Genomic DNA, 20,157 nt, shown 5'->3' on the forward strand with positions numbered 1-20,157 from the left:
GGGGAGGATCGATGCCGCGCATGGCCGACGGTACCCGCCTTGAGGACTACGCCTACGACCTGCCCCCGGAACGGATCGCGCAGCAGGGGGCCGAGCCGCGGGACAGCGCCCGCATGATGGTGCTCCACCGAGAGACGGGGCGCCTCGAGCACCGCATCTTCCGCGAGATCCCGGCGTACCTAAGGCCGGGGGATGTGCTGGTCCTGAACCAAACCAAGGTGATTCCCGCGCGGACCGTGGCCCGCAAACCGACGGGTGCGGTGCTCGAGGTGCTCTTGTTGCGCGAGGAGGTTGCGGGGCGTTGGCGGGCCCTGGTGCGTCCCGGTCGGCGGGCTAGGGTGGGGGCTGAGCTCCACTTCGACGAGGGCTTGCGCGCGGTGGTGGAGGGCATCGGGGAGGGTGGGGAGCGCATCCTGCGGTTTGCCGGGGATGTGTGGGCCCACCTCGAGCGGATCGGCCGGACCCCCCTCCCGCCCTACATCCACGCCGAGGTGCGCCCCGAGCGGTACCAGACCGTGTTCGCGCGCGTGCCGGGCTCGGTCGCCGCGCCCACGGCGGGGCTGCACTTCACGCCGGAACTCTTGGCGCGCCTGGAGGGGATGGGCGTGGAGGTGCGCTACCTCACGCTCCACGTGGGGCCCGGGACCTTCAAGCCCGTGAAGGACTCGATCGAACGGCACGTGATGCACGAGGAGGCCTACCACGTGCCGGAGGAAACCGCCCGGGCCGTGAACCGCGCGAAGGCCGAGGGTCGCCGCGTGGTTGCGGTGGGCACCACCGTGGTGCGGGCGCTCGAGTCGGCCTGGCGCGCAGGGGAGGGCGTGCGCGCGGGGGAGGGGGCGACCCGGCTCTTCATCCGCCCCCCCTACACGTTTCACGCGGTGGACGCGCTCGTCACGAACTTCCACCTGCCTCGCTCCACCCTGTTGATGCTCGTGGCGGCCTTCGCGGGGTACGAGACCACGATGCGGGCCTACCGAACCGCGGTGGCGGAAGGCTACCGCTTTTATAGCCTGGGCGACGCGATGCTGATCCTCTAGGGTCGCTTGTACAACCGACGCTCCGCCTCGATCGCCTTCTGCACCTCCTGGATTTCCTTGAGGAGGACGATGGGGTCCTCGGGGTTTTGCTTGAGTTCGGCCTTGAGGCGCTCGAGTCGGGCCGTTAGGTAGGCCTCGCGCAGGCGGGCCATGCTCTTATCTAGGCTCGCTGCGAGGTCGGGGATCGTGCCGCCGGCGAGCATGAGGCGCTCGAAAAGACGTGCGCCCTCCCCGCGTTTTTCAAAGTGGTGCAGGATGCGCTCGGGGCTAAAGTATTCCTTCCTAGCGACCTCGATAAATTCCGCGAGGAACGAGTCTGGGGGGGGCCAGGTGTGGTCCTCCACGTACTGCACCCATGTGCGCAGCTCCTCCTGCGGGGCGGAGAGGAGGAGCGCGATGATGTCGAGCTCTAGCAAGAGCGTCTTGTCGCGCGGTTCACGGGTGGTGGGCGTCATCCCGCGCACCTGCTCCGTAGTGAGCGTCTCGGTACGGCGGCGCTTTTTTTGCGTGAGGATCACGTCCTCGAGCGCGCGGGGATCGATCGCCAGCCGGTCGATGATGAGCGCCTTGAGCGCCTCGGCGACCGGATCGAACGGTTCCGCTTGCACCAGTCGCGGGAGGAGGGCTTGTAGGACGCGGCGCTTGGCCTCGGGGCGCGTGAGGTCGAGCCCTGCGCTCGCGGCTTCAAAGCGGAACTCGACCTCGGAGAGCGCGCGCTCCAGGGCTTCCTGGAAGACCTGTGCGCCGTTCGGGAGTACGAGCAGGTCACCCGGGTCTTGCCCCTCGGGCAGGCGCGCGGCGTAGACGAGGAAGCTTCTAGCGATCTCGAGGTCCAGCCCCGCGAGCGTGGCCTTGCGGCCGGCTTCGTCCGCGTCGAAGGCCAGGTACACGCGCTCCACGCCCGCCCGCTTCAACAACAGGGCCTGGTCGGGGCTTAGCGCGGAGCCTAGCACGGCGACCGCTTCCGGCCAGCCCATCTGGTGCAGGGCGATCACGTCGAACAACCCCTCCACCACTACGGCCTGCCGCCGTTCGCGAAGCGCGGCGCGAGCCTGCGCGTACCCGTACAGGAGCTCGCTCTTCTTGAAGATCGGGGTCTCCGGCGTGTTCAGGTACTTGGGTGTGTCCTCTGGGTTCAGCACCCGACCGGTGAAGGCCACGACCCGGCCCAAAGGATCGTGGATGGGGAAGATGACCCGGTCCCGGAAGCGGTCAAAGACCCGCCCGTTTCGCTCAATAAGCAACCCCGCCTCGACCCCTTGCCGCGGGTCCACCCCGTGCTTTTGCAGGTAGCGCAGGAGCCCATCCCACCCTGGGGGCGCGTATCCTAGGGCGAACCGCTCGACGGAAGCCTCCGTAAGGCCCCGTCGCTGCAGGTACGCCCAGGCCTTCCCCTCGAGGTGGGAGCGAAAGTAGGCCAGGGCCAGCTCGTTGATCTCCAGTAACTCGCGCCGGGGTTTTGCGTTCCGCTCGGCGCGTGGAAGCTCGACGCCCGTCTCTTGAGCGAGCTTTTCCAGGGCCTCCTGGAAGGTGATCCCCTCGATGCGCTCGAGGAAGCTGAACGCGTCCCCGCCGGCCTTGCACCCAAAGCAGTAGAAGAGCCCCTTCTCCTCGTCCACGTGGAAGGAGGGGGTTTTCTCCTTGTGGAAGGGGCAAAGACCCTTCCAGCGCCCCTTGCCTGCGGGGCGCAACGCGACGTAACGTTCAACGAGCCCTTTGAAGTCCAGCCGGGCCCGAATGGCCTCGCGGGGGTCCATGGCTTACCTCAACAGTTTACTCGCGCGGAGGGCTTCCTTCCAGGCGTACCGCGCCCACCCCCCTAGGATACCGTAGCCTTCCAGTTTCCGTGAGGGAACCGGGGAAACGGTCTGCCCTAGACGCACCAACAGGCTGCGCCGCCAGAGCTCTATCGCGGGCAGGCTTGCGGTGAAGTTCAGCAGGTGGTCCACCTTGCGTCCCTCGGCCAGCTCGAGCTCCGCCCGGAGGATGCGGGCTACCTGGTGAAACCCCATGAACCCGGTTTTGGCTGTGTGGTGCAGCAGGTACTGTGCGAGGGCGCGGGTGCGGGCGATGTCGCGCGGACGCAGGTACAGGGCAAGCGCGCACAGTGTGAGGTAGCGGGCGTACGGGTTTCTTCCGGTGTGCGCCCAGCGGAGCGCGGTGCGAAAGTACGCGCGGGGGTCTTGCTCCGTTTGCCACGCACGGATCCCCAGGGCGGCGTGCACGAAAGCCTGCACGTCCGGGTGAGGTTGGGAGACGAGTTCCTGGCTCAGCTCGCAAAAACGCGCTTCGGATCGTTTGTCGGGCTTCAAGGCGTGGGCCAGCGCGAGCAGCGCCCCGGCCCAAGGGTGACGGGTACGCGCGTACACGGTTTCTCCCAACGCCACCGCTTCCGGCAGGTGGCCGGTTTCGATCAGGTACCGCAGGTACACCCCATACACCCGTGCTTCTTCCTCCGAGGTGCGCGCCTCCTCAAACATCGCGCGCGCCTTCTCCAGCTGCTGGCGGGCCGCCTCGTAGTTACCTTGATCCAGGTACAGCCCCCCCGTGACCGCGTGCACGACCGCGACGAGCGCCGGGTGGAGGTCCTGGGCCTGCTCGAGCGCCCGCTCACTCCAGGTCATGGCTGCGGCGGGGTGGCCTTGGCGCCACAAGAGTCCGGAGATTTCAAGCGCGGCCTTCACGGCCTCGTAAGCTTGACCGAGGCGCAAGCAGCGGGCGTACCCCTCCTCGAAGGTCCGGCGCGCTGATTCCATTTTGTGCAGTTGCTTCAATGCCTCGCCGCGTACCAGGAGAAGCTCCGCCGCGAGTGGGCTGTCCTCAGGCACCTCGGGCAACAGCGCCTCGGTACGCGAGAGCGCGAGGGAGGCGGGTTCTAACCGCGCGAGGGAGAGTTGGGCGCGCAGGTCGTTCGGACGAGCCGCGAGGTACGCCTGGAGCGCGAGCGCTTCGCGGGCCTCCTTGTCCCGCCGAAGCTCGCTCAAGGCGAGGCCAACGTAGTAGTGCCGGTCGGGCTCGGGCAGGGTTTGCGCCCACTCAAGGGCTTGTTTGGGGGTGCCCCGCGCGAGCGCGAGCTGCGCCAGGTCGCGGCGGGCCGCTTGGCGCAACGCGTCGGTGGGTGCGATCTCGAGGGCCTGCCGATAGAAGAGTTCCGCCTGGGAGAGCATTCCGGACTGGGCGGCGCGCTGCGCGGCGACGCGCAGCATACGGTAGGCGCGCTCGTGCTCCCCTGCCTTGGCGTAGTGGTGCGCAGCGGACTGGGCCCATCCCGGATGCCCTTTCTTAACCAGCCACTCCGCAATCTTCCGGTGCCAAGCCGTTCGCTGAGGCAAGGGCACCAGTTCAAGCGCCGCCACCGGGTAGAACGGATCGGTGAAGCTGTACTGCTCCTCGTCCGGCATCAGGCTTTGCGTGCGCTTCAGGTACCCCTCCGCCACCAGGCGGGCGAGCGCCGGACGGGGATCATGCTTCAAAATCTGTTGTAACAGACCAGCCCACGTGTGCTGCCCGCACACGCTCGCCGCGAGCAGCGCGGTGCGCGCCTCGACCGGCAGGGTGTCCATCCGGGATTGCAGCGCTGCGGCCAAGGACGAGGCAGGCTGAGGCATGAGCGCTAGGAAACGCATCACCAAAGGGATGCCCCCGCTTTGGCGGTAGATATGCTCGAGGGCTTCCGGGCTGAGGTTGGGACGAAGGTGGCGCAGGTACGCCTGCCCAGCCTCCGGCGGTAAAGGCCCTACGTGCAGCGAGGTGCGCCAGTAGTCCTTGCGCGAGGTCGCGAGGAGGAGGATCCGGCCCCACTGCCCCTCAGCGAAGCGGTGCGTGAGCTGGCGCACCGTTTCCGGGGCGGCGTGCAGGTCCTCGAGCACCACCACCAAGGGTTTTTCCTCGGCGAGGGTGCGAAGTACGTGCAACCAGGCCTCGATGAGCGCTTCCTCGAGCTGTGCTCCGCTTAAGGGAGGCTTGGCTTGAAGGCCTAGGCTGAAGGCGAGAACGGGACGCAGGGAGGCGGGGAGGGGCAGCGCGTCGAGCCACGCTTCCGGAGGTCCTAGGATCTCCTGGAAGAACTCGCGTAGGGTGAGGCGTAACGGCGCCTCCAGACTGAGACGGGGGCTCCAGAGGACGCGGGTCGCGTCTCCAAGGTCTTCGCAGAACGCCTCGATGAGCCGGGTTTTCCCCGATCCCATCGGCCCCACCACGGGAACCAGGCGGTTATGCCCTTGTTGGACCTCGGCGAAGGCTGCGCGAAGCGCGGCGAGTTCCTGCTCGCGGCCGAAGAGCGCAGGGTCGCGGCGCTGCCACCCCGAGAAGCGGTAGGTTCGTACGGGGATGGAAAACCCCTTGGCCGTAAGGGGCTCAAGGGGCTCCAGCTGCGCCTCAGGCACAAGACTTGCGGTGGTTTCATCCACCCAGATCTCGCCGGGCGGCGCGGCCTGAGTGAGGCGCTGGGCCAGGTTCACGGGCGGCCCCAGGACGGTCTGGTGCGCTTCGCGTTGCCCACCCAACGGCGCGGCCAGTATCATCCCGGTCGCGATCCCCACCCGGCCTATAAGCGGGATGTCCTTAGCGCGTGCGAGGGCCTGGTTGCGCGCTACCATGCACGCCGCGGCCCTTAAGGCGTTGTGGGGGTCCTCCTCGTGGCTCTGATGCAACCCAAAGACCGCGAGCATCCCGTCCCCAAGGAACTGCTCCACGCTGCCGCCGTGCTGCTCGACGCACTGCGCGGTAGCGGAAAGCACCTGGTTCACCACACTCCAGGTCTCCTCGAGGCCGTGTGCTTGCGCGTAGGCCGTGAAGCGCGACAAATCGAAGAACAACACCGTAGCCCAGCGGCGCGCCTGCTCCGACGCGGCGCTCAAGGGATTGCCGCAGAGCCCGCAGTACCGGAACTCCGGAGGGTTTCGATAGCCGCAGTGCGCACACCTCATCGCTCGAGCCGGAACCCCATCAAAGGCGGAGCAGTCACGACCTCTAGGGGTAACCCCGCCTCGAGCGGTTCCTCAGAGGCCAGCACGATCGGGATGCCCACGTCTAAGTGGTAAAACCAGGGCTCGATCGGCTGCACGATCCGGCCTCGGAGCCGGTACCGCCCGCCCGAAAGCCGCCATGCGCCCGGCCGGTCCTCGTGGTAGCGGTAACGTTCCAGCACCCCGTGCACGATCACCTCAACCGGTCCGTTCGGGCTAGGCGGAGGGGATCGGTCGAAGAGGTGCAACACCCCCACGGGGCACGCCAGCTCGAGTACGGGGCTGCCGAGGGGCGTGGGGTAAGCGTAACCACGCGTGGCGTAAGCGGCGAATCGCTGAGTGAACTCCTCCACGCTTTCCTCGAGCACCATGCCTAAATTCTACTGCAAAATGTGCGCGGCGGATCAATCCCCGAAACGGAAGACAAGCCCGTTTACAGGGTGAAGTATGGGCGTTAGAGGGGGGTGGTGAGGCAAGATCGGCGGTTTTTGAGGTGCGCATCGCTAAGATAACGTGAACGTGTATACATTTCATTTCCTGTTTATCTGTCGCTAGGGCGGGCGCTCAGGCCTAGACATCCTCCCTAGAAGACGATGGACAGACCGAATTTTGTGATGCCTGGGCGCTTTGCAAAAGCGCGGTCCGCGCCCTTGGAGAACCAGGGCTGCGCGGAGTCGATCGAGCGCTGCTGTGGATAAGGCCCCCACCGTAGCCAGCGCCGCGGCGGGGGCCTCTACGAACCCACTAGGCAAGGGCAGGGATTTAGAATACCGGGCCGAGGCGGAAGTGGAGCACCCCGTTCGGGTTCGTGGGGCTAAACCCGTAGTCCAGGCGGATCGGGGGCAGGAACACCCCACTAAACCCGAGGTTTAGCTGCAAGCCCACCCCGTATCCACCGAAGAAGACCGGATCTTCCCCCGGGTTCCACACGCTCCCCACGTCCACAAACACGATGCCCACAAGGGTCTGCGTAACCGAGGAGCGTAGCCCGAAGTCGTACCGGTACTCCACCGACCCCCCGAGCAGGTTCGTTCCCGAGAAGGCGCGGTTCTCGTAGCCGCGCAACAAGCTGATCTCCGGCTCCGAGCCGCCCAGGTGGAAGAGCCGGCTCTCCGGGGGCTCACCCAGGACCGTGCCCGCCGCTACGCGGAAGGCCAGCACCTGCTGACGCGGCTCGTCCAGTGCGACATACGTCTTAAGGGTTGCGGAGAGGGGAACGAACTGCGTAGGGGCCTCTCCCTCAGGGAAGACCAGGCCGAACGCGCTCGAGGCCCGCGCGGCCACGCCCTCCGTAGGGAAGTCGGGGCTGTCCGCGGTGCTGAAGCGCGCCGAGAGGCCCAGCGAATAGCTCTGGTAGGGGGTGGGCAGCAGCGCCATGGCCTCCGCCTCGCTGGGGGTGCTGGGGGCTTCGGGGTCGAGCACCTCGAGCTTCGGCTGCACGATCTCCGCGTCTACGCTGGCGAAGAGCCGCAGGTTCTTCAGGTCTTTGGAGAAGGGGCGGCCCACCGTGAAGCGAAAGCCGGTGCGGCGCTCGGTGAACTCCCAGCCGGTGTCTTGCCCGTTCGTGTCGGTGAGCGGGATGTTCGGCACGGGAAGGGTGAAGAGGCTGAGCTCGAGACTGGTGCGCACCTCTTTCAGATCCGCGAAGTCCACGAACAGCCAGGGGATGCGGTAGGTGGCGCGGAGGGAGAAGTTATCCTGAGCCTCGTTCTCCCCGAAGACCACGTCCACCGAAACCTGGTGCGCGAGGCCGAACAGGTTGCGTTCGGTAAGGGTGGCCTGGCCGCTCCAGCCTTCGAGGCTGGACCACCCGATCGCCGGGGCGAAGATGCCCGTGCGGGCCTCCGAAAGCTCCAGGACGAGTACGACCTCGTCCGGTGTGGCGCCCGGCGCGGTACGTACCGCGGGGGGTTCGGCGAGCAGGCCCGTGCGCAGTAGGTTGGTGATGCCTTCCCGGACGGCTTGCACGGAGAGGACACTGCCCGTTGGGGGGAGTTCGCGCAGCACCACCTCGTCGCGCGTGCGGTGCGGACCGTCCCACTCGAGCCGGTACCCGCCGATGCGGATCTCGTGCACCCGGAGGGTGTACACCCCCTCCTGGAAGGAAACGTCGGGCTGGGGGCGCACCTCGAGGCCCGCCTCCTGGTACAGGCGTACGATACGCCCGTAATCCTCCTGGGCGAGTTCGGGAACGTACACGTCCCCCGGCCCCAAGCGTAGCGCGGCGCGTACCTTCTCCAGGGGGAAGGCGCTCACCCCTTGGATCTGCACCTCGCGGATCACACCGAAGCGCGGGGTGCTGGGGGAGAGCACCACCCGCACCTGATCTGGAGCGACCTGCTCCAGCTGGAAACGCACCTCTTGCCCCAAGGCACGGGAAAGCCGGGCCACTTCGTCCAGAAGCTGCTCGTAGTTGAAGGGTGCGCCGGCTTCGAGGATGATCGGCGCGTCCCCCAGGGCGGTGGCGTCCACCTCGGCGAGCTGCAGTTCCCGGATGCGGAGGTGCAGGGTGTCCTCGATCAGCCGGGTCTCGGCGGGATTCACGCCGCTTCCGCGGAAGCCTTGCTCGAAGTACCGCCGGTTCACCGTCTGAACGGCCTGCCGGTACGCTTCCCATTCGAACTTGCCCGCGCGCACGAGGGGATCGAACGCCGCGCGCACCTCCGCTTCAGGGATGAGGGTCGCGCCCTCCACCGCGATGCTCGCGAGGGGCGGGGACTCCTCCACGGTGTACTTCAAAATGACGCCTTCGGGGGTTTGCGTGGCCTCGAGGCGCACCTCGGGGGTGAAGGGGAAACCCTGCTCGCGGTAGAAGGTGCCGATGCGCTGGGCGCCTTCCTGGGCACGGTTGGGGTTGTAGGTCGCCCCTTGGCCTAGGGCGAGTTCTTCTCCAAGAAGGCGGGTGAGGGTTTCGGGGGGGAAGGCCGAAGCGGCGATCTCCAGCCCGCGGATGGGGGGGTTGGGTTGGAGGCGGACCACGAGCACCCCGTCCTCTAGGCGGACCTCCGCGCTGGCGAAGTAACCGGTCTCGAGTACCGCTTCCCGAACGGCCTCGAGGTCTGTCTCGGTGATCTCGTCGCCGACGGAGACGGGCAGGGCGATGCGGGCGAGGGCGTTGAGGACGGGGCCGGCCCCTTCGATACGTATGTCGTTTAGGGGGACCGCCAATACCATTCCAAACGCCAGGAATAACACCGCTGCAAGGCGTTTCAACATGCGATCATGCTACCGAATTGTGGTGAAGTACGTGTGAGAGGGGGCGTCAGGGCGCCTTGTGGGGGGGAGCTCGGTTGGGTATCGTAGGAAGCGTGATGTACGACAAGATTCAGGAAGCGGTGAAAGCGGTGCGCCGCAGGACCTCCTTTGAGCCCGAGATCGGGGTGGTCCTGGGCAGTGGCTTGGGGCCTCTTGCGGACGAGGTCGAGGCGGTCGCGGAGGTGCCGTACAGCGAGATCCCGGGCTTCCCCATCTCGACGGCACCGGGGCACGAAGGGAAGCTCGTGTTGGGGACCCTCGCGGGCAAGAAGGTGGTCGTGTACAAGGGGCGGGTGCACTATTACGAGGGGTACCCCATGGAGCAGGTGGTCTTCCCGGTGCGGGTGGGGTACTACCTCGGGGCGAAGACCTTCGTGCTCACCTCGGCCGCTGGGGGGCTCAACCCCATGTGGGAGGCCGGGGACATCATGCTGCACCTGGACTACATCAACTTCATGGGAGAGAACCCCTTGAGGGGGCCGAACGACGAGCGCATGGGCCCGCGCTTCCCGGTGATGTTCGAGGCTTACGACCCCGAGGCGATCGAGCGGGCGCGGGAGGTGGCTCGCAAGGAGAACATCCGCTTGCGGGAGGGGGTGTACGTGGCGATCTCCGGCCCGAGCTTCGCGTCGCGGGCTGAGCTGCGCCTGTTGCGCTACGGGTTCGGGGCGGACGCGATCGGGATGTCCATGGTGCCGGAGGTGATCGCTCTGCGTCACTTGGGAGCCCGCGTCTTGGGGTTGTCCACCATCACCGACATGGCCGTCGGGGACCGTGACCACCACTCCACCGCGGAGGAGGTCCTCGAGACCGCCGAGCGGACCGGCCCCGTGTTCCGGCGCTTGGTTAAGGCGATCCTAGAGGTCCTCTAGGTGCGATGGGGCTGCCCGAGGTCCTGGAGCGCATCGCGCGCGCTGCGGCCCGGGCGGGCCGCAGCGCGGACTCGGTGCGCCTCGTCGCGGTGACGAAAGGGCGCACCCTAGAGGAGATTCAGCGCTGCGTGCTGGCGTACGGGAACTTCCCGCTAGGGGAGTCGCGGGTCCAGGAAGCGCGGCCCAAGATGGAGGCGCTGAGCGGGGTGGAGTGGCACTTTATCGGACCGTTGCAGCGCAACAAGGTCAAGTTCATGCGACCGTTTGCCCTGGTGCACTCGATCGACTCCGTCCGCCTCGCGCAGGCCCTCGCGCGCCGCGCCGCGAGGGAAGGTTGGCGCGCCCGGGTGCTGCTTCAGGTCAACGTGGCCCGCGAGCCGCAAAAACACGGGGTGTTCGTCGAGGAGCTTGCGGACGCGGTGGCGCGGGTGCGGGAGCTCGAAGCGCTGGAACTCGTGGGTCTGATGACCATGGCACCGTACACCGAGCGGCCGGAGGAGGTGCGCTGGGTGTTCCGCGAGCTCTCCCGGCTCGCCGACCGGTATAATTTGGCCGAGCGGTCGATGGGCATGACCGGGGATTTCGAGGTCGCGGTTGAGGAAGGCGCGACGCTGGTTCGGGTAGGTCGGGCGTTGTTCGAGGAGGGTTGATGGAGCTCAGCTCGTTGGACATTCGCTACCAGGAGTTCAGGCGCGTGCTGCGCGGGTACGCCCCCGAGGAGGTGCGGGATTATCTGGGCCGGATCGCGGACCGGGTGGGGGCGCTGCTCGAGGAGAACGAGGCCCTAAGGGCCCGTGTCCAGGAGCTTGAGGAGACCCTCGAGGAGATGCGCCGTGGCGAGGAGGAGTTGAAGCGAGCGGTGGTCGCTGCGGAGCGGATCGCCCGGGAGGTGAAGCTGCAAGCGGAACGCGAGGCGGAGCTCATCCGGAAGGAAGCGGAGGCCGCGAAGGAGGAGATCCTTCGGGAGGCGATGGAGCAAGTCAAACGCTTGCAGCGCGAGTTCGAGGCGTTGCGCCGCGAGCGGGATTTGTTCATCGAACAGTTTCGGGGGTTGCTCGAGGGGTACCTCGATTCTTTAGAGAAGGTGGCCCCTCGGTCAACCCGAACCGGGTGAGGAGGCGCAGCACCGCCTCGCGCCAGCGGTACTCGAGGGGGAACCTTCCTGCTACCGGGTAACCGCCCGCGTCGATGTTCAGCCGCTGAGCGAGCATCATGGCCCGGGGCAGGTGGGGGGCGTCCGTAACGATGAGGACGCGCGCCGGTCCGAGGAGTGCCCGGGCGTTCTTGAGGTTCTCCCAGGTGCTGCGGCTTCGCGTCTCGCAGATTAGCGCGTCCCTGGGCACACCGGCGGCCTCGAGGTAGCGGCACCCGACCTCGCCTTCGCTGTAACGGTCACCGGGTTGTTTCCCGCCCGTGACGAGGATCGTGGGCGCGTACCCCTGCCGGTAGAGGGCGAGCGCGGCGTTCAGGCGGTTCGCGAAGATGGGGGAGGGGTGACCGTTGTACTGGGCCGCCCCGAGCACCACGATCGCATCGGCCATCTGGGGGGCGCTTGCGAGCCCCCAGATGAACACGCACAATAGGGCGGCCCACAGCTTCCGCACGACCTTAGCCTATGGCAGAGGGGCGCGTGTTGTCCAGGAAGGCAAGGAGCTCCTGGGGGGTGCGTAGGCGGGGGTGGAGGTCCGCGTTATCGGGGGTGGGCAGGAAGACGATGGGCACGCCCGCCGCTTCCGCTGCGATGCGGTCCGCGTGAGAATCGCCCACGAACAGCGCCTCTTCCGGACGAACTTTGAGGTACGCTAGCGCCTGCTCGATCAGGTCCGGGGCGGGTTTGGGGCGTCCGTCGGCGCGCGTGAGCACCAGGGAGAACTCGAGGCGGTGCCGTTGCAGGACGATCTGAACGGCTTCCGGGTTGTTGTTCGTGATGAGCGCGGTGGGGACCGCGGCGCGCCGAAGGGCGCGCAGCACCGCCCGCATGCCTGGACGCACGCGGGATTTTTGGGCGACCTCCCGCTCGAGCTGGTGGAACGCCCCACGGGCGATTTCGCGCTGCGTTTCGGGGAGGAGGCTTAACCCCTCGATGACCAAGTGGTCGTTCGGCAGGCCCCAGCGCCGCTTGAACTCGAGGAGGGGGGAGGGGCGCACGGGTTCGAGGAGGGTATCATCCATGTCGAAGAGGAATGCTTTCATGGCAGGGCTCTCATGGTACAATAAATCCGCCGGGAAAGCGGAAGCCTACCCCCTCTCTTTCCCGGGAGGTGAACAGGGATTAACAAGGTTTACGGACGAACGAACGGCCTAAAACCCAGTGCCCGTAAGCGGCTCGCGAACCTGTACCGCCGCCGCGTTCCGGATGACCGTCTGTACACCGCGGAGCTTGCCCGGACGCTGGCGCAGCTTTCTTACGAGATTCACAAACCGATCAGCCTCCTGCTCGACCGCCGGGGGAGCGTGCGTGCCGTGACCGTGGGGGACGCGCGCGAGGTGCCGATCCCGCCCATGGCGTACGTGGAGACCCGGCTTTCCGGGTACCGGATCCTGCACACGCACCTTGGCGGAGGTGGGCTTTCCCGGCCGGACCTTTCCACCCTGTTCCTGAACCGGCTGGACGCGGTGGTGGCCCTGGATGTCGCGGAGGGGCGTCCCACGAACGCGCACCTCGCGCACCTGGTGCCGCCCCACGCGGAGGAGGAGGACTGGCGCGTCTACCCCGCCCGCCCCTACCACGCGTACCTCGATTGGGACTTCGGCGCGGTGCTGAAGGCCCTCGAGGAGGAGCTCGCGAAGGCCGCGCGGGTGCGGGAGATGGCGGACGGGTCGGGGGAACGCGTGATTCTGGTGGGCGTGGACCGGGGCGAGGGGCCTCAGGCCGAGGTGGACCTCGTCGAGCTGGCCGAGCTCGCGCGCACGGCGGGTGGCGTCGTGGTGCACCGGGAGCTCGTGTACCGGCCCGAGCTGGACGCGCGGTACGTGGTGGGGCGCGGCAAGCTCGAGGAGCTCACCACGGTCGCGTACCACGAGAACGCCGGCACGCTGATCTTCGGGCTGGACCTCGCGCCGGCGCAGGCGCGCGAGATCGAGACGGTCACCCAGCTGAAGGTGCTGGACCGCACCCAGCTGATCCTGGACATCTTCGCGCAGCACGCACGCACCCCCCAGGCCAAGGCGCAGGTGGAGCTCGCGCAGCTCCGCTACCTCCTGCCGCGCCTGGTCGGGCGCGGCCGGGAGATGAGCCGCCTCGGGGGTGGGATCGGCACGCGCGGTCCCGGCGAGACCAAGCTCGAGGTGGACCGCCGGCGGATCCAGGCGCGGATCGCGCACCTGACGCGCGACCTGGAGAAGTACGCCCAGCAGCGCCGCGAGGCCCGCAAGGCCCGCAAGCGCCACGGCCTGCCCGTGATCGGCATCGTGGGGTACACCAACGCGGGGAAGACCACCCTCCTCCAAGCGCTCGCGAAGCGCGGAGAGCCTGGCGAGAACAAGCTTTTCGCAACGCTCAGGCCCCTCACGCGCAAGGGGTTCCTGCCCGGGCTGGGGGAGGTGCTGTACACGGACACGGTCGGCTTCATCCGGCATATGCCGGCAGACCTCATGGCCGCGTTTCGGGCGACGCTCGAGGAACTCTTGGACGCGGACGTGCTGGTGCATGTGCTGGACGTTTCGCAGGAGGGGGCCCTCGAACGCCACGCGACGGTGGAGGATGTGCTGCGCGAGCTGGGAGTGGAGCAGCCCCGGGTGCTCGCGCTCAATAAGGCCGATCGGGCCGACCCCTACGATGTGGATTTCGTTCAGGAGCGCTTGGGCGGCTTGGTGATCTCCGCGACGAAGCGAGAGGGGCTGGAGGCTTTGAAGCAAGCGTTGGTTCAGGCGCTGGTGGCGCGAGGGGTGCGGCCGCAAGCCTGGGCACAGTACGGTTAGGTAAGGAGACGGGATGAAACGATTCCTCATGGTAGGGTTATTGATTCTTTTGCCGTTCGCGGCCGCACAACAGGACGTGGTGGTCGCCGAGGTGGACGGGGAACCGATCCTGTTGAGCGAGCTGGACCTCCAGTTCGAGCTGTTCCTGCGCGGCGTGTTCGGGCAGCAGGGCGTACCCATCACCGATGAGCTGCGCGCGCGGTTCGCGCCCCTCAAGGCGCAGATCCTGGAGCGGCTGGTGCGGGACCGGGTGGTCCTCCAAGCGGCCCGCAAGGCCGGGCTGGCCGCCTCGGAAGAAGCTGTTCGGGAGCGCCTTATGGGCATCAAGGAGCAGTTCCCCGACTCGGCTGCCTTCGAGTCCGCCCTCGAGGCTTCCGGCATCCCCAGCGAGGACGTGCTCCTCCAGTTGATGCGGGAGGCCCAGACATACAACAACTACCTGGACTGGTTACGGCCCCAGCTCCGCATCTCCGAGCCCGCCATGCGGCTGTACTACTACCTGGATCGGGCGAGCTTCGCGGAGCCGGAGGAGCTTTGCGTGAGCCACATCCTGGTGCGTACGCGGGAGGAGGCCGAGGCGGTCCTGGAGCGCCTAAACGCGGGAGAGGCGTTTGAGGACCTCGCGAACCAGCTCTCGATCGACCCCGGCTCCAACACCACGGGCGGCGCGTTGGGGTGTCACCCGGCCGGTACCTTCATCGAGCCTTTCGAACGGGCCGCGCGGCGCCTCGAGGTCGGCGAACTCACGCGCACCCCGGTCGAGAGCGAGTTCGGGTTCCACGTGATTCGCCTGGATGGGTTCCGGCCCGCGCGCGTCCCGCCGTTTGAGGCCGTTCGGGGCGAGATCGAAGCGCGCTTTCTGGACCGCGCGGTACGGCAGCACCTGGACTACCTCTTCGAGCGGGCCGAGGTGCGCACCTTCCCGGACCGCATCCCCTAGCGCAAAGCCGACTGGGGTGTAGGGGCGGAAGGCCCGCCCCTTGCTTTTGAAGGCATGGACCCAAGGGCTGTACTGACTGCTGAGGCCGAGGCGCGGGGGTTCCTCACCGCCTGGGCCCCCGCCCGCTTACCGGAACCCCCACGTGCCCGGTACCGCGCCTGGATCGCCGGGGGGAAGCACGCGGGCATGGCCTACCTCGAGCGCAACCTCGAGACGCGCCTCGATCCCACGCGCCGCTTCCCCTGGGTGAAGAGCGTGTTGGTGCTGGGCGCGCTGCACGCCTACCCCGACCCCGGCGTGCCCCGGGGCGGGGTGCGGGTGGGGCGGGTCGCGCGGTACGCCTGGGTGCGGGATTATCACGCGTGGTTCGCGCCACACCTCGAGGCGCTCGAGGCCTTGTGCGTGAAGCTCGGGGGGCGGGGGAAGGGGTACGTGGATCATGGCCCGATCCCGGAGCGGAGTTATGCAGCCCTCGGCGGGATGGGGTGGGTGGGGCGCAACGCGATGCTGATCCACCAGGGGTGCGGGAGTTACTTTACCCTCGCGGTGCTCCTCACGAGTTTTGAGGTGGAGCCCGTCCCGGCGCACCCGAACCGGTGTGGGCGGTGCGTGCGCTGTGTAGGGGCGTGCCCGACCGGGGCGTTGCCGGGGGACGGCACGCTGGACGCGAACCGGTGCGTGAGCTACTGGACGATCGAGCACCGCGGCTTGATCCCGCCCGAGCTGTGGGACGGGGTAGGGGACTGGTTGTTCGGGTGCGACGCTTGCCAGGAGGCGTGCCCTTGGAACCGAAAAGCCCATCATTTCTGGGAGGGCGTGCGGCCGGATCCGGAGCTGGCGCACCCGGACCTGAGCGCGTTCTTCACGCTTTCCAGCCGGGCGTTCCAGCGGCGCTACGCGGGAAGCGCGTTCCTGCGCCCGGGGCGTGTGCGCATGGCGCGGAACGCCCTGGTTGTGCTGGCCAACACTCGCGACCCGGCGTACCTGTCCCTCGTGCGCCTGGGCGCGGAGGACGTGAACCCCCTGGTGCGCGCCACCGCGGCTCGAGCCCTCGCCCTGCTGGGGGACGCGCGGCGCGCGGAGCGCTTGCGCAAGGACCCCGACCCTCGAGTGGCCGCGGAGGCCACGCGGGCCCTAGAGGCGCTGGGGTGAACGCCCGGTGCGCACGACCTCGGCCACGACCTCGGGCAGGTCCCACGCCTGGATGTCGAACAGGGTTTGCCCGAGGTCGTAATCGACCTTTTGAGAGGAAACGGTAACGCCGTCCGCTCGGGTTTCGAGAACGACCACGTCCGCGCCCGGCTCGCCCCCCAGCGTCATCCCCACCGAACCCGGGTCGATCACGTGTAGCCCGTGCACCTCCCGGTAGAACGGCACGTGGCTGCCTCCCACGAGCACAACCTGCGCGCGGAGCTCCTCGAGGAGGGGCAGGAGCTCGCGGGTTGGAGCGGAGAGGTCCAGCCTTCCGTCCGGGTCGCCGGGCGCACCGTGGAACGCCCGCGCCCGGCCGTACGCCGTGAGGAACTTCCGCATGGGCGGCAAGCTCCGAAGGAACTCGATCTCCTTAGGGGTGAGTTGCGTCAGCGTCCACGCCAGCGTCTGGTCCGCCACCCCGCCCCGCGAGGGCAACGGAAGCCGGTACGCGACGCGAGCGTCCGCACCCCCCAGGACCGCGAGCACCCCCTCCTGCATAACCCGGCGCACCACCTGCCGCGGATGCGGGCCGTACCCCACGAGGTCCCCCAGGCACAGGACCTGGTCCACGCCAGCCGCGCGGAGCGCTTCGAGCGCGCTTTCCAACGCGGGTAGGTTCGCGTGCACGTCCGAGATAACGCCAAGGCGCATATGCTTCCCTCATTATGCCCCCACCAGGGGCGGACCCGTGGGTTATGCGAAGGCTCGGGCCGGGACGGGTAATCTAGAGCGTAAGGAGGCGGCGGTGTACCTGCCTAAAGACCACCTACTCTGGGACTTTTGGTTGCTCGAGGAGGACGGAACGTACCACCTCTTCTACCTGCGGGCGCCGCGAGCCCTGCCCGACCCCGAGTTGCGCCACGATCGGGCGCGGGTAGGGTACGCGACCTCCCGCGACCTCAAGCGCTGGACGCCGGGGGGCGTGGTGCTCGAACCGGGCGTGCCGGGCAGCTGGGATGACCTCTCGATCTGGACCGGCAGCGTGATCGCGCACGAGGGACGGTACTACATGCTCTACACCGGGCGGAGCCGCGAGGAGGCCGGCCGGATGCAGCGGATCGGGCTTGCGGTCTCGGAGGACCTCGTACACTGGGAGCGGCACCCCGAGAACCCGGTGCTCGAGGCCGACCTCCGGTGGTACGAGGCCGCGGAGGACTCGATCCTAGGCTTCCTCTCCTGGCGCGACCCGTACGTGGTGCGTCACGAGGGGGTCTTCTATGCCTTGATTGCCGCACGAACGCGCGCGGGCGACCCCATGGGCCGCGGGTGCATCGCCCTGGCCTGCTCGCGGGACCTCGTGCGCTGGGAGGTGCGCCCCCCGGTGCTGGCTCCGGGCTACTTCGCCGAGATGGAGGTGCCCCAGCTCGTCACGCACGCGTCGCGGCATTACCTGTGCTTCAGCGTGCCCCGCCACCGGTACGCGGCCTCGGCCCCCTACCCGCGGGTGACGGGCACGTACTACGCGGTCGCCGATCACCCCGCCGGGAGGTATGGGCCGTCCAGGCTCCTCGTGGGGGACGCGCGGGACGCTGCTTACGGGGGGAAGCTCGTGCGGGACCCCAGGGGGCGGTGGGTGCTTTTGCAGTGGCTGGGACGCGGCGCGAACGGGGCGTTCGTCGGGGGGCTTGCAGACCCCCTCCCCGTGCGCGTAGAAGGGGATCGGATGGAGGTGGAGGCGTGATCCTCGCGGCAGGCGAAGCCCTGATGGACCTGGTGCCCCAAGGGGCGGCTTACCTGCCCCGCCCTGGCGGCGCGCCCTTAAACGTCGCGGTGACGCTGGGGCGGCTCGGGGTGCGGGCGGGGTTTTTAGGCGGGCTGGCGCGGGACGCCTTCGGGCGGCGGATCCAGCAGCACCTCGAGGCGAGCCGTGTGGACCTGGGGTACGCGGTGAAGACGGACCAGCCCACGCCGCTCGCGTTCGTGACGCTGGAGGATGGGGAGCCCCGGTACGCCTTCTACCTGGAGGGAACGGCCTTGATGCTGGAGCGCCTGCCCCGCCTGGGACCCGAAGTGCACGCCGTGGTCCTGGGGGGGCTGGCCTTAGCCTGGGAGCCGGTGCAGGCGGTGTTTGCCGGGCTGCTCGAGGCCGGCCGGTTTGTCGCCCTGGACCCGAACGTGCGGCCCGCGGCGATCCGGGACCCGGCGCGTTACCGTGAGCGCTTCGCCGCTTGGGTGCCGCGGGTGGACCTCCTCAAGGTAAGCGCGGCGGACCTGGCCTGGTTCTTTCCGAACACCCCTCCCCAGGCCGCGGCGCGGCGGCTTCAGGAGGCAGGGGCGCGCGTGGTGGTGCTGACCCTGGGGGCACGGGGGGCGGTGGCCTTCCTTCCGGAGGGGGAGGTGCGGGTCGCGGCTCCCAGGGTCAAGGTGGTGGACCCCGTGGGGGCGGGGGACGCCTTCCTCGGTGGGCTGCTCGCCTTTTGGGACCAGGCGGGCCTCCTGGACCGCCCCTTCGCGCCGGGGGTGGAGGCCACGCGCGAGGCGCTGGCCTTCGCGGCGCGCGTAGCGGCCCTGACCTGCACGCGCCCGGGGGCCGACCCCCCCTGGGGGAGCGCTTTAGAACACTTCTCACCGTAAGGGTGCTAAGGTGAAGGGCATGCGCGCGATGCTCTGGGGGATCCTGCTGGCCCTAACCCTCCCTCCCTTTCCCCTGGGGTGGCTCGCTCCCCTGCCCCTCGCCCTCATCCTGCGCGCGTGGCAGGGGCCCCGCCCGGGTTGGGCGGGGTTCTGGAGCGGGCTGGGGTTTTGGGGCGTGCACCTTATTTGGCTTCCGCAGAGCTTCACCGCGCTCTTTGGGGCGTGGGGGTGGGTGCCGTTCGTGCCCCTGGTGCTCCTCGAGGCCCTCCTGTGGGCGGGGCTCGCGCGCCTTTTAGGGCCGCGCTCCGCCCCTGCTTTGGTCGGGGGGTGGGTGCTGCTCGAGGCCGCGCGCGGCTGGGGAACCTTCGCTTTCCCCTGGGGGTACGTGGGGTACGCCCTGACCGAGGCGCCCGGGCGCGTGCTGGCCGCGCTGGGCGGCGTGTGGCTCCTCTCCCTCGTGGTGCTCCTCACTGCCTGGGGCCTCGAGCGCCGCCGCTGGTGGGTGCTCGTGCCCTGGGCCCTGCTTTGGGTCCTCCCCCTGCCCGAGTCCCTCCCCGAGCCCGGCCGGACGGCCCTGCTGGTGCAGGGGGCGCTGAACCCTCTCGATAAGGCCCTGGGGCGCGTGGACGCGGCGCGGTACCGGGCGCTCACCCTGCAAGGACTGGCCGCGCACCCCGGAGCGGACCTCGTGGTCTGGCCGGAGACCGCGGTGCGCGGGGTGCCGCCGGATGCGGAGCGCCTGGTGGGGGGGCGCGCCTTGGTCGCGGGGGTGGCCGTTTACGAGGGCGGGTACCGGAACCGCGTGGTATGGCTTGAAGAGGGCCGGGTCCGGGCCCACTACGACAAGACCCGGCTCGTGCCCTTCGGGGAGTTCTTCCCCTGGCGGGGAGTGCTCGGCCCGGTGTACGCCTTCTTCTTCCAGCGCTTCGGCCTAGGGGACCTTGCGGACACCGTGCCGGGCCGCACGCTGGAGCCCTTGGGGCCCTACGGGGCGTACATCTGCTACGAGTCCACCTTCCCCGGGGTGGCGCGAGCCCTGGTGCGCGGCGGCGCCCAGGTCCTGGTGAACGTCTCGAACGACGCCTGGTTCGGACCGAGCTTCGGTGGCGCGCAGCACTTCGCCATGGGCCGCATCCGCGCGGTCGAGACCGGCCGCTGGCTCCTCAGGGCCGGCAACGACGGGATCACCGCCGCGATCGACCCTTATGGCCGCGTGGTGGCGCAGCTCGAGCCGGGCGCAGCCGGGTACCTGGCGGCCCCTTACGCCCTCACGAGCGGCACCACCCCGTACGTGCGTTTCGGGGACTGGGCGCTGGGGGTGGCCGGGGTCCTGCTCGTGTGGGGCTGGGTTAGAGGGCCCGCGCGGCGGCGGGAGGCCCTGACCCGGTAAAATG

The 20,157-nt window shown here is 68.6% G+C and carries 17 protein-coding genes; 10 read left to right on the top strand and 7 right to left on the bottom strand.

Going from position 1 to position 20,157, the window contains the following annotated elements:
* The first annotated feature begins 11 nt into the window (after positions 1–11).
* Positions 12–1,040: a tRNA preQ1(34) S-adenosylmethionine ribosyltransferase-isomerase QueA gene (gene queA, locus MARKY_RS04480; protein WP_013703684.1), complete on the top strand. Its 1,029-nt coding sequence runs from the start codon at positions 12–14 to the stop codon at positions 1,038–1,040.
* On the opposite strand, the gene dnaG is transcribed toward queA, so the two are convergent.
* The 4 genes from dnaG to MARKY_RS04500 form a co-directional block, all read right to left on the bottom strand.
* Entirely contained in the window at positions 1,037–2,797 is a 1,761-nt protein-coding gene (dnaG, locus tag MARKY_RS04485) for a DNA primase (protein ID WP_013703685.1), read from the bottom strand. The two genes, queA and dnaG, sit on opposite strands and share 4 nt — an antisense overlap.
* 3 nt (positions 2,798–2,800) lie before the next feature.
* Positions 2,801–5,968 (bottom strand): AAA family ATPase, encoded by a 3,168-nt coding sequence (locus MARKY_RS04490; RefSeq protein ID WP_013703686.1) that lies wholly within the window; start codon positions 5,966–5,968, stop codon positions 2,801–2,803.
* Positions 5,965–6,378 carry a hypothetical protein gene (locus tag MARKY_RS04495; protein ID WP_013703687.1) on the bottom strand — a complete coding sequence of 138 codons (414 nt, stop codon included), beginning with the start codon at positions 6,376–6,378 and terminating at the stop codon, positions 5,965–5,967. Before MARKY_RS04495 ends, MARKY_RS04490 begins: the two co-directional genes overlap by 4 nt.
* A gap of 391 nt (positions 6,379–6,769) precedes the next feature.
* A complete protein-coding gene (locus MARKY_RS04500) occupies positions 6,770–9,223 on the bottom strand; it encodes a BamA/OMP85 family outer membrane protein (protein WP_013703688.1) in 2,454 nt (817 codons plus the stop codon).
* Between the two features lie 95 nt (positions 9,224–9,318).
* Here MARKY_RS04500 and MARKY_RS04505 point away from each other — a divergent pair, with 95 nt between their 5' ends.
* Genes MARKY_RS04505 through MARKY_RS04515 form a run of 3 tightly spaced genes read left to right on the top strand, consistent with a single transcriptional unit; the run spans position 9,319 to position 11,248 of the window.
* The gene (locus tag MARKY_RS04505; RefSeq protein WP_013703689.1) at positions 9,319–10,134 is read left to right on the top strand and encodes a purine-nucleoside phosphorylase; all 816 of its coding nucleotides are present in this window, start codon (positions 9,319–9,321) and stop codon (positions 10,132–10,134) included.
* A gap of 5 nt (positions 10,135–10,139) precedes the next feature.
* The gene (locus MARKY_RS04510) at positions 10,140–10,784 is read left to right on the top strand and encodes a YggS family pyridoxal phosphate-dependent enzyme (protein ID WP_013703690.1); all 645 of its coding nucleotides are present in this window, start codon (positions 10,140–10,142) and stop codon (positions 10,782–10,784) included.
* Positions 10,784–11,248, top strand: coding sequence for a DivIVA domain-containing protein (locus MARKY_RS04515; RefSeq protein WP_013703691.1), 465 nt, complete (start codon positions 10,784–10,786; stop codon positions 11,246–11,248). Before MARKY_RS04510 ends, MARKY_RS04515 begins: the two co-directional genes overlap by 1 nt.
* Here MARKY_RS04515 and MARKY_RS11605 read toward each other — a convergent pair.
* Both MARKY_RS11605 and MARKY_RS04520 read right to left on the bottom strand, forming a co-directional pair.
* Positions 11,166–11,738 (bottom strand): YdcF family protein, encoded by a 573-nt coding sequence (locus MARKY_RS11605; protein ID WP_013703692.1) that lies wholly within the window; start codon positions 11,736–11,738, stop codon positions 11,166–11,168. The genes MARKY_RS04515 and MARKY_RS11605 overlap by 83 nt on opposite strands.
* 4 nt (positions 11,739–11,742) lie before the next feature.
* Positions 11,743–12,327 (bottom strand): HAD family hydrolase, encoded by a 585-nt coding sequence (locus MARKY_RS04520; protein WP_013703693.1) that lies wholly within the window; start codon positions 12,325–12,327, stop codon positions 11,743–11,745.
* 78 nt (positions 12,328–12,405) lie between these two features.
* Between MARKY_RS04520 and hflX the strand changes: the two genes are divergently transcribed.
* Genes hflX through queG form a run of 3 tightly spaced genes read left to right on the top strand, consistent with a single transcriptional unit; the run spans position 12,406 to position 16,147 of the window.
* Entirely contained in the window at positions 12,406–14,055 is a 1,650-nt protein-coding gene (gene hflX, locus MARKY_RS04525; protein WP_013703694.1) for a GTPase HflX, read from the top strand.
* A gap of 13 nt (positions 14,056–14,068) precedes the next feature.
* Positions 14,069–14,995 carry a peptidylprolyl isomerase gene (locus MARKY_RS04530; RefSeq protein WP_013703695.1) on the top strand — a complete coding sequence of 309 codons (927 nt, stop codon included), beginning with the start codon at positions 14,069–14,071 and terminating at the stop codon, positions 14,993–14,995.
* A 54-nt stretch (positions 14,996–15,049) separates the two neighbouring features.
* Positions 15,050–16,147, top strand: a complete 1,098-nt coding sequence (gene queG / locus MARKY_RS04535; RefSeq protein WP_013703696.1) for a tRNA epoxyqueuosine(34) reductase QueG — start codon at positions 15,050–15,052, stop codon at positions 16,145–16,147.
* Here queG and MARKY_RS04540 read toward each other — a convergent pair.
* Positions 16,130–16,840, bottom strand: coding sequence for a metallophosphoesterase family protein (locus tag MARKY_RS04540; protein WP_013703697.1), 711 nt, complete (start codon positions 16,838–16,840; stop codon positions 16,130–16,132). The genes queG and MARKY_RS04540 overlap by 18 nt on opposite strands.
* 94 nt (positions 16,841–16,934) lie before the next feature.
* Here MARKY_RS04540 and MARKY_RS04545 point away from each other — a divergent pair, with 94 nt between their 5' ends.
* From MARKY_RS04545 to lnt, 3 genes are read left to right on the top strand one after another with little or no spacing between them, the layout of a single operon-like run.
* A complete protein-coding gene (locus MARKY_RS04545) occupies positions 16,935–17,870 on the top strand; it encodes a family 43 glycosylhydrolase (RefSeq protein ID WP_013703698.1) in 936 nt (311 codons plus the stop codon).
* Positions 17,867–18,763 carry a carbohydrate kinase family protein gene (locus tag MARKY_RS04550; protein WP_013703699.1) on the top strand — a complete coding sequence of 299 codons (897 nt, stop codon included), beginning with the start codon at positions 17,867–17,869 and terminating at the stop codon, positions 18,761–18,763. Before MARKY_RS04545 ends, MARKY_RS04550 begins: the two co-directional genes overlap by 4 nt.
* Before the next feature lie 19 nt (positions 18,764–18,782).
* Positions 18,783–20,153, top strand: coding sequence for an apolipoprotein N-acyltransferase (gene lnt / locus MARKY_RS04555; protein ID WP_013703700.1), 1,371 nt, complete (start codon positions 18,783–18,785; stop codon positions 20,151–20,153).
* The last annotated feature ends 4 nt before the right edge of the window (positions 20,154–20,157 follow it).

The organism is Marinithermus hydrothermalis DSM 14884 (genome assembly GCF_000195335.1).
Classification (GTDB): Bacteria; Deinococcota; Deinococci; order Deinococcales; family Marinithermaceae; genus Marinithermus; species Marinithermus hydrothermalis.